The organism is Bradyrhizobium sp. LTSP857, from assembly GCF_000938285.1.
Lineage (GTDB): Bacteria > Pseudomonadota > Alphaproteobacteria > Rhizobiales > Xanthobacteraceae > Bradyrhizobium.
This window is the reverse complement of sequence record NZ_JYMS01000020.1, coordinates 79,207-85,514: the sequence shown is the minus strand read 5'-3', so window position 1 is coordinate 85,514 and position 6,308 is coordinate 79,207. Positions and strand designations below refer to the sequence as shown.

4 protein-coding genes and 1 pseudogene are annotated in these 6,308 nt (G+C 64.0%); all 5 read right to left on the bottom strand.

Annotated elements, in window-relative coordinates; translation table 11 throughout:
• Positions 1-495, bottom strand: a pseudogene (locus UP06_RS42000) (tol-pal system protein YbgF); the annotation flags it as partial.
• Positions 496-682: 187 nt separating this feature from the next.
• Positions 683-1,171 carry a peptidoglycan-associated lipoprotein Pal gene (pal, locus tag UP06_RS11675; RefSeq protein ID WP_045002722.1) on the bottom strand — a complete coding sequence of 163 codons (489 nt, stop codon included), beginning with the start codon at positions 1,169-1,171 and terminating at the stop codon, positions 683-685.
• 295 nt (positions 1,172-1,466) lie between these two features.
• Complete coding sequence (locus UP06_RS11670; RefSeq protein ID WP_045002721.1) at positions 1,467-2,192, bottom strand: N-acyl amino acid synthase FeeM domain-containing protein; 726 nt, start codon at positions 2,190-2,192, stop codon at positions 1,467-1,469.
• Between the two features lie 182 nt (positions 2,193-2,374).
• Positions 2,375-4,705: a putative bifunctional diguanylate cyclase/phosphodiesterase gene (locus UP06_RS11665; RefSeq protein WP_045002720.1), complete on the bottom strand. Its 2,331-nt coding sequence runs from the start codon at positions 4,703-4,705 to the stop codon at positions 2,375-2,377.
• Between the two features lie 240 nt (positions 4,706-4,945).
• Positions 4,946-6,295, bottom strand: coding sequence for a Tol-Pal system beta propeller repeat protein TolB (gene tolB / locus UP06_RS11660; RefSeq protein WP_045002804.1), 1,350 nt, complete (start codon positions 6,293-6,295; stop codon positions 4,946-4,948).
• Between the last annotated feature and the right edge of the window lie 13 nt (positions 6,296-6,308).

The following is a 6,308-nucleotide window of genomic DNA, read 5'->3' as shown; positions in this document are numbered from 1 at the left end:
GGGCGCGCCGGCCTGCGCTCCCGCCGACATCGGCTGCTGGCCGCCGCCCAGCGCGCGCGGCGCACCGGGTGCACTCGGATTCTGGCCCGGGTCGAACGCATCGCCGCGGCGGCGCGTGCCGGGGGCACCGGGCGCCGGCTGCTCCTGAACGATCGGCGCGGGCGCAGCGATCTGCGGCTGTTCGTAATTCGGCTGGGCGGCCTGCTGCTGCTGGCGATACGCCGGCGCGACCTGAGCGGGCGGCACGGCGGCCGCGTTGGGCTGCGCCGGCGCCTGGCCGGGCGCGCCGCCCTCGAGCTGCCGGACGCGATCTTCGAGCTGGCGATTGCGATATTGCAGCTCTTCATTCTGGCCGGTGAGCTGGCGCAGCTGGTTTTCCAGCCGCTCGATCCGCATCTCCGGGTCGTCGTCCGACTGCGCGAGGACGGGCGAGCAAAATGAGAACAGCGCGGCGATCGCCGCGATGCCGGTAATGGCCTTAAATCTGGATGACATCTTGCCCTGACGACGAAAGCGAAATGGCCTGCGACGGAACATTCGACGCGCCACACATTGAAGGGGAGTACGCCAAAAATGTGACTGGCACCACGGGGTTTCTGTCACAGATCGCTGAAACGAAACCGGCGCCCGAGAGGGCGCCGGCAGATGAATTTGCTTACACGTGGCTAACGGCGCGTGAGCTTTAGGAGCTCGCGTTCAGCACGGTGACGGCACGACGGTTCTGCGACCAGCAGGAGATGTCGTTACAGACGGCCACGGGCCGTTCCTTGCCGTAGGAGATCGTGCGCATGCGGTTCGCATCGATGCCGCGCGAGGCGAGGAACGAACGCACCGACTGGGCTCTGCGGGCGCCGAGCGCGATGTTGTATTCGCGGGTGCCGCGCTCGTCGGCGTGACCTTCGATGGTGAAGGAGTAGCGCGGATAGCTCTGGAGCCACTGCGCCTGCTTCTCCAGGGTCACGATCGCCTGCGGGGTCAGATCGGTCTGGTCGCTTTCGAAGAACACGCGGTCGCCCACGTTCACCACGAAATCCTGCTGGCTGCCAGGCGTCGCCGCGCTGGCCATCGCATCAGCACCCAGGTTCTTGTTGGCGCAGGCGCCCATCGACAACGCGACGGCAAGCACCGCGGCCAGCTTCAATCCCTGGAGGATACGCATAGGATGTTTCATTCCGGAGCCTCCACGCTCACGTTTCGTCCACTGCTTTCCGGTCTACAGGGGGTTGGTTAAGCGAACGTTCCGTCAACCTTGATGGGACGTTGCCAGAGCCGGTCAAATCCCCCCGACCAGCGAAAAGCACAAGCGATGGTTAATGGGTTGTAAATGTGGCGCGAGGGTGAAGGCAAGCCGCGTTACCCGGCAAAAACGCTTGTCTTGCTTGAATTTTGGGCCTGAGGGGCGGGGAATCCCGGAGCGCCACCGGCGCCGCCGCGCCCGCAGAAGCAGGCGTGAACCAGGCTTGAACTCAGGCTTGGGCGGCATCCGCCACGAGCACCGGCCGCTGCGGAACCTGGTGCAGGTCGCCGCGTCCGAACAGCATGCGCCGCTCGAAGGCGGTGGAGCGCATGATCGGATAACGGTCGAACACCTTCTTGCGGAAGGTCGGGAAATCCGCCGCCATCAGGCCGAACGCCTTGGTGAGGCCGGGGACCAGCCGGGGCTCGGCGAGGGGCGCGTGCAGGAACACCCGGCGGTAGAACGCCTGATGTTCGGGACGTACGATCGCAAGGCCGAGATCGGCGTTGAAATGCTCGCACGCCATATAGGCGAGGCGCGTCGTCAGATAGGGCAATTCCGGAACCCGCTTCGCCATGTCGGGATCGGCGACAAAGCGCGTCGGATCGATCATGACCTCGCCGCGGTCAAGCCGTGGCAACACGACGTCGGGAAAGACATCGGCCGAAGTCGATGAGCGCCATTCCGAGGTCAGCACGCTGATGCGCACGGAGCTGCAGAGCTCGCCCCGGAGGTAAACACCGAAGGTCCACGCGTTCGGCAGATCGTCGTACTGGTCGGTGACACGCGCGTCGGGAGATTCCTTGACGGCACCTTCGCGCAGATAGGCGCGGTAACGGAGGTTGTAGATCGCCTCCCTCTCCTCGACCGCATCGGCAAGATGATAGTCGACGTCTGTCAGGAGCTCAGCACCCCGTCCAACAGCCGAAATGATCGCTCTGGCTGAGGACTGCATTCCAACTCCTTACCCACCACCGCTCATCACACAACACGCAAGACAACTTCCACGCGCGTGACCAATTATTAACAGCTTCTTAACAATGACGCAAAGCAATCGAAGGGTTAGGGTTAACCCCCCCGTAGGACTACGGTGTCGTGCAACAGATTGAAACGACAGGAAATTTTGGGAAGCGGAGCTTAGGCGATGGAGCGCGCGCCGACGACCTGGAGCAGGTTCTCACCGCGCCGTCCATGCGAGGCATTGAGGAGCTGGCGCATCCGCACGGCGGGCACCGGACGGCTGAACAAATAGCCCTGCGCCTCGGAGACGGTGCCGTCGGCGCTGATCAGCTCGAGCTGCTCGTTGGTCTCGATGCCCTCGACCACGACCGACATGCCGAGGTCGGCGGACAGCCGCGCCACGCCGCGCAGCAGCGTCAGCGGACGGTCGGTGTCGATGCCCTCGAGGAAGGAGCGGTCGATCTTGACCTTCTGCATCGGGAAATTGTGCAGATAGCTGAGGCTCGAATAGCCGGTGCCGAAATCGTCCAGCGAGATGCGCACGCCGAGCGCATGCAGCTGCGACAGGATGTCGTGGGTGAGCTGGGTGTTGCGCAGTAGCGAGGATTCGGTGATCTCGATCTCGAGGCGATGCGCCGGCAGGCCCGAGACCTCGAGCGCGTAGCGGATCTCGCTCAGCACGTCGCGCTGGTGGAATTGCTGCGGCGAGAAGTTGACGGCGACGCTGACGCCTTCGGGCCACTTCATGCATTCCATGCAGGCGCGGCGCAGGATCCAGCGGCCGAGATCGACGATCAGGCCCATGTCCTCGGCGACCGGGATGATGTCGACCGGCGAGACCGTGCCGCGCACCGGATGATTCCAGCGCAACAGCGCCTCGCAGGTGGTGATCTTGCCGGTCTTCAGATTGACCAGCGGCTGGTAGAACAGCTCGAACTCCTCGTTGGCGAGCGCCTTGCGCAGGTCGAGCTCGAGGATACGGCGGGCCTCGACGGTCGCCGCCATCTCGTCGCGGAAGAAGCAGAAGGTGCCGCGGCCGTCGGCCTTGGCGCGGTAGAGCGCCATGTCGGCGTTCTTGAGCAGCGTGTCGGCGCTGACGCCGTCCGGCGAGGTCAGCGCAATGCCGACGCTGGCGCCGATCTCGACCAGATGATTGTCGATGCGGTAGCGCTCGCTTAGCCGTTCGACGATGCGGCGGGCGAGGCTTGCTGCATCTTCGGGCGAGTTGATGTTCTGCTGGAACACGACGAACTCGTCGCCACCGAAGCGGGCGACGAAATCCTCCGGCCGCAGCATCTCGCGCAGGCGGTTGGCGACCGCGCACAGGAGCTGGTCGCCGCAGGGATGACCGAGCGTGTCGTTGACCTGCTTGAACTGGTCGAGGTCGATGAACAACAGCGCCGAGAGGCGCTCGGAATTGTGGGAGATCGCGAGCAGGCGCTCGATCTCGTCGCGGAAGCTGACCCGGTTGGGCAGCGCCGTCAGCTCATCATAGCGGGCGAGATGGGTGATCCGGGCTTCCGCATTGGTGCGTTCGGTGGCGTCTTCCAGCAGCAGCACGGTGCCGCCCCCGGACATCGGCTGGAACGTCCAGGCCAGCGTGCGGCCGCGCGCCGGGTCGGGATCGGCCGTGACGATCTCGCTGATCCTTGCGCCCTCGATCTCGGACAGGACCAGATTGCCGCTGTCGGCCGAGATCGATCCCGCGGCAACACAGGCCGAGACGATGTTGGCGGCGCTGGCGCCACGTTTGACCAAATCGTCGGGCAGCCCCATCAAATTGACGAAGCGATGATTCATCACCGCAAGGCGCCCGTCGGCGCGGAACATGCAGAGACCGTGCGGCATGTTGTTGAGCGCGGTATCGAACTGGTTCGCCAGCGCGGATTCGCGGAAGCTCGAGGTCAGCGCCTTGACGAAGATCGCATGCAGGCTGAGGTTGATGTTCTTCATCCCGATGAAGAACAGCACGAGCAGCACCGCGAGCCCGATGTAGTAGAATCCACCATGCAGCAGCAGACCGAGCGACATCGGGCCGCAGGCCAGCGCGACGTGCCACTGGATCACCCTGGGCTGGCCGTAATTGCGAGCAGCGCCACCGGCCGTGTAACCGACGGCGACGGAGACGCAGAGCATGTTCGCAACCGCGTCGTCGTTGTTGAAGATGACGACGAAGCACCACAAGCCGATCACCGCGGCATAAACCAGCGCGCCGAACCAATAGCGCGGCTCCAGGTGCCTCGCCTCTTCGAACGTCAGACCCGGTATCCGGTTTTCGTAGCGCCGCATCTGAAACGCGCGGGCGGTGCCAATGGCAATAATCAGAAACGCGATCGGCCACAGCAGGACGTCGCCGGTCTTCAGTGCAGTCATGACCGCGGCCACGGCCGTACAGGCCGAGCCGAGGAAGATCGCCCAGAAATTCTGCACCATAGAGTTGATGAGAGCGGCGTAGAGTATCGGCTCCAGCTCGTCTCGATCGCTCTGCTTCTGGTCGGCCAGCTGCATTGGCTTGTTACGCGTCCTGTTTGGCGCGTACTTTTACCCAAGCCAGATGAAGCCTTTCTGAGGGAACATCGTTAAAGTCGAGTTGTTTTTCGGCAATAGCGAAGCTATTTCTGCTGATATATCAAGCAACTAGGCAAGCCTTGCCGGGCACAAGGTGAAGGAAAGCTTGCCACCCGCGCGGAAACCGAAAAAATCGCCGATTTTTTTCGAAAACATCGCGCGTCGAAACGCGCGATCTGTTCATTGGCCCGCTGTCGAGGACAACAGCGGCGACCATGCCGGGTCGGAGGCGAAGCCCGGCGTCGGCACCTTCAGCTCGTTACGACCGGAGATGTCGACGGAGAACAACGACGGTCCGCCGGCGCCGCCGGGATCGCGGAAGAACATCAGCACGCGGCCGTTCGGCGAGAAGGTCGGGCCTTCATTGTGGTAGCCGGAGGTGAGCAGCCGCTCGCCGGAGCCATCGGGCTTCATGACGCCGATCGAGAACTGCCCGCCGCCTTGCCTGGTGAAGGCGATGTAGTCGCCACGCGGCGACCAGACCGGCGTCGAATAGGTGGCGTTGTTGTCGTCCTTGGAGAAGGAGATGCGCTGCGCCTGTCCGCCGCCCGCCGACATCACGTAGATCTGCGACCTGCCGCCGCGATCGGACTCGAAGCAGATGCGGGTGCCGTCCGGTGAGTAAGACGGAGACGTGTCGATCGCCGGCGTGTCGGTGAGGCGCGTGGTCGAGCGCGAGCGCAGATCCATCACGAACAGGTTCGAATTACCACCCTGCTGCAGGCTCATGATGACGCGCTGACCGTCCGGCGAGAAGCGCGGCGCAAAGGTCATGCCCGGGAAATTGCCGACGATCTCGCGCTGCCCGGTCTCGATGTTGAAGAGATAGACTTTCGGATCGCCCTGGCCGAACTCCATGTAGGTGATCTCTTGCGAATTCGGCGAGAAGCGCGGCGTCAGCACGAGGTCGGCGCCACGGGTCAGATAGCGCACATTGGCGCCGTCCTGGTCCATCATCGCCAGCCGCTTGACCCGGCGCTCCTTCGGCCCGGTCTCGTCCACGAACACCACGCGGCTGTCGAAATAGCCCTTTTCGCCCGTCATCCGCTCATAGATCTGGTCGGAGATGATGTGGGCGATGCGGCGCCAATATTCCGGCGAGGTGAAATATTGCTGGCCGGTGAGCTGCTGGCCCGAGACGACGTCCCACAGGCGGAATTCGGCCTTGAGCCGTCCGTCCGGCTGCCGCGTCATGCGGCCGGTCACCAGCGCCTGCGCGTTGATGGTCTTCCAGTTCTGGAATTGCGGCGCGACGTCGATGTTGCTGATGCGCTCGATGAAGGCCGCCTGGTCGATCGGCGCAAACAGACCCGAGCGCTTCAGATTGTTGGTGATGACCTGCGTGACACCGTTGCCGACATCGGCGTCGGCCGGCGAGCCAGCCACGAAGTTGGTGATCGCGATCGGGACCGGCTGGAATTCGGTCGGATCGATGCGGAGGCGCCCCTGCTGAGCCTGGGCGAAGGCACGTCCGCCCCCGAGCATCGCGAGCCCGGCCCCGGTCAGGGTCATGAAGCGGCGGCGGTTCATCGATCGAACGTCA